Source organism: Streptomyces sp. SBT349, assembly GCF_001083795.1.
In the GTDB taxonomy this organism is placed as follows: Bacteria; Actinomycetota; Actinomycetes; order Streptomycetales; family Streptomycetaceae; genus Streptomyces.
Genome location: NZ_LAVK01000599.1, coordinates 1 through 2,173, shown reverse-complemented (window position 1 = coordinate 2,173; position 2,173 = coordinate 1). Strand labels below are relative to the sequence as shown.

Below are 2,173 nucleotides of genomic sequence, written 5' to 3'. Positions count from 1 at the left end.
ATCGGGACGTGTTTATTTTTCCAAGCAGAAGACGGCATCCGATCTTCCCTTTAGTCGCGTGGGCTGGGAGATTTTTAAAAGAAACACGTCCGGCACCGCGTGGGTGCCGGACGGGGCCGCCGCCATGAAGAGCCGGAAGTGCCCGAAGAGGCCCGCCGGTCAGCCGCGCTGGATGCCCGAGGTGTCCTGGAGCACGCCACGGCGGCCGTCCTGGGTCTGCGCCACGAGGGCCTGCCCCCGCTGCTCGACCGCCAGGTACCAGGTGCCGGGCGCCAGCTCCGCCACCGGCGTCGGCGAACCGTCCTCGCCGTACAGCGGGCGGGCGGCCGGGACGGCGAACCAGTACGGCTGGAAGTTCGGGTCGGCGCCGCCCGCCGCGGGAACGGCCTGCGTCGGCTGGTGCTGCATCCCGGCGGCGCCCGGCTGCGCGGGCTGACCCGGCTGCGAGGGCTGGCCGGGCTGCGGGAAACCGGGCTGCGAGGCGCCGGGGGCCGGGTAGCCGTAGCCGGGCTGACCGGGCTGGCCGGGGTAGGGCTGCTGGCCGTAGCCGGCCGGCTTGGCGGCGGTCAGCGGAGCCTGGAGGGCGGGAACCATCGGCGTCGCCGCCGCCGCCCCGCCGAGCACCAGGGCGGCGATGAACCCGAGGATCAGACCCGGGCCCGCATCGATCCCGTCCATGCCGCCGATCAGAGTCCAGAACCCGGCCCAGGCCGAGGTCACCGCCAGGGCGATGCCCCACTGGTCCACCCGCAGGCCGAGGAACTCCCGCTGCGGCTGCGGCAGGAACTTGGCACCGGCGATCGCCGCGGCTCCGAAGATCCCGGCGAGGAAGACCGAGGGAAGCACCGGGAACCAGTCGGCCGACCAGCCGCTCCAGCTCTGGCTCCCGCCTTCGACCTCGCGGATGTCCAGGAAAGAGGCGATGAACAGCAGGACCGCTGCTACCAGTACTACTGCGTCGCCTCGGGAGAGCGAGCGGTTGTTCACGTCAGATCCTTTGTCGTTCTGGTCGTCATGGTCTGGTCAGATTCCGGCGGGCCCATCGTACGGATGAACTCGGGCCCGGTCCCCGGGGATGGGCTTACTGTTCCCCGAGCGACACGCTTGTGATGCTGCTGTGACCTTCGCCCTGGCCCGCCTCGCGTCTGAGCACGCGCAGCGACCCCCGCCCGGACACCTCGGCGAACCCACCGCCGTCCAGCGCCCGGCGCCACACGTGGTAGGGGGCCCGTCCGCCGTCGGCCGGGTCGGGGAACACGTCGTGGATCACCAGGAGTCCGCCCTCGGCCACCTGCGGGGCCCATCCCTCGTAGTCGGCCGTCGCGTGCGCCTCGGTGTGGCCGCCGTCGATGAAGACGAGGCCGAAGCGCCCGCCCCCGCCGCCGCCGAGGGCCGCCGCGGCGCGCGCCGACCGGCCGACCACGGCGATCACATGCTCTTCGAGCCCCGCCTCGGCCAGGGTGCGCCGGAGGAAGGGCAGGGTGTCCATGCGCCCCGGGGCCGTGGGATCGGCCAGGTCCGGGTCGTGGAACTCCTGCCCCGGCTGCTGCTCCTCGCTGCCGCGGTGGTGGTCGACCGTGACGGCGACCGTGCCCGCCCGGCGGGCCGCGTCGGCGAGCAGCAGCGTGGAACGGCCGCAGTAGCTGCCGATCTCCAGCAGCGGAAGCCGCAGGGTGGCCGCCGCCTCGAACGCGGCGTCGTGCAGCGCGCGGCCCTCGTCGGGCGGCATGAAGCCCTTCGCGGCCAGAAACGCCGCGAAGACGTCCTTCCCCACACATCCCCCTTGGGCCCGTCGACCCGTTGGCCCTCTCCGCCATGGTCCCGGCTTCCCCCATGCTGCACCATGCGCTCGCGCGCGCCGCGCGCGGGGTCGCGCGCGGGGTGGTGCGGCCCGGCCCCGCGCGCCGGTGCGCGGGGCCGGGCCTCAGCCGAGGCGCGCGAGCGGGGCCTGCTGGAGCGGAACGGGCTTGGCGACGGCCGGGGGCAGGTCGACGGGCTCCGGGTGCTCCCTGGGCCGCGCCTCGGGCCCGGGACCCGGCGCGCGGGGCGGCACCTCGGCCTCGCCGCCACCGCCCGGTACGCCCGGCACCGCGTCCTCGGGCGCCTCGCCCGTTCCGGCTTCGGTCCCTGCCTCCGCCCCCGCTTCGGCTTCGGCGGGTGTCCCGGACGCGAC

2 protein-coding genes and 1 pseudogene are annotated in these 2,173 nt (G+C 74.6%); all 3 read right to left on the bottom strand.

The features are described from left to right. Window positions 1–159: 159 nt before the first annotated feature. Window positions 160–987 carry a DUF5336 domain-containing protein gene (locus ADY01_RS35050; protein ID WP_049580880.1) on the bottom strand — a complete coding sequence of 276 codons (828 nt, stop codon included), beginning with the start codon at window positions 985–987 and terminating at the stop codon, window positions 160–162. Window positions 988–1,081: 94 nt separating this feature from the next. Next, window positions 1,082–1,729, bottom strand: a complete 648-nt coding sequence (locus tag ADY01_RS35045; protein ID WP_078900877.1) for a class I SAM-dependent methyltransferase — start codon at window positions 1,727–1,729, stop codon at window positions 1,082–1,084. 195 nt (window positions 1,730–1,924) lie between these two features. Continuing rightward, window positions 1,925–2,173 (bottom strand): annotated as a pseudogene (locus ADY01_RS35040) (hypothetical protein); the annotation flags it as partial.

Excerpts from the sequence above, each read along its gene's own strand:
- ADY01_RS35045 (WP_078900877.1), bottom strand. The coding sequence starts at position 1,729 with ATGCCGCCCGACGAGGGCCGCGCGCTGCACGACGCCGCGTTCGAGGCG.